Origin of the sequence: Tritonibacter sp. SIMBA_163 (assembly GCF_046535935.1) — a bacterium.
In the GTDB taxonomy this organism is placed as follows: Bacteria; Pseudomonadota; Alphaproteobacteria; order Rhodobacterales; family Rhodobacteraceae; genus Epibacterium; species Epibacterium scottomollicae.
In genome coordinates this window covers 1-245 of the sequence record NZ_JAWJBP010001091.1, presented here as the reverse complement: position 1 = coordinate 245, position 245 = coordinate 1, and the positions used below count along the sequence as shown (strand labels likewise).

Here is a 245-nt window from a genome sequence, read left to right as displayed (position 1 = left end):
ACAGGTCGCGCTATGTTGAAATTGAACGTTATGTTACACCGCTGCGTGCTGGCTGGTTTAGCGCTGATTCTGCTGGTGACGTCAGGGTGCGCACAAATACCCCGAGCCTCGGTGGTCGGCGAGCAAGAGCAGATCACCATCATTGATCGGCCACCGCCGGTGCCTAACGGCTCCATCTATCAGGCACGCCGGGGCTATCAGCCGCTCTTTGAAGATCGTCGCCCTCGTACGATAGGCGATATTCT

The 245-nt window shown here is 57.1% G+C and carries 1 pseudogene; it reads left to right on the top strand.

The annotated features are described in order from the left end of the window. Nucleotides 1-12 precede the first annotated feature (12 nt). Nucleotides 13-245 (top strand): annotated as a pseudogene (locus R0J92_RS25710) (hypothetical protein); the annotation flags it as partial.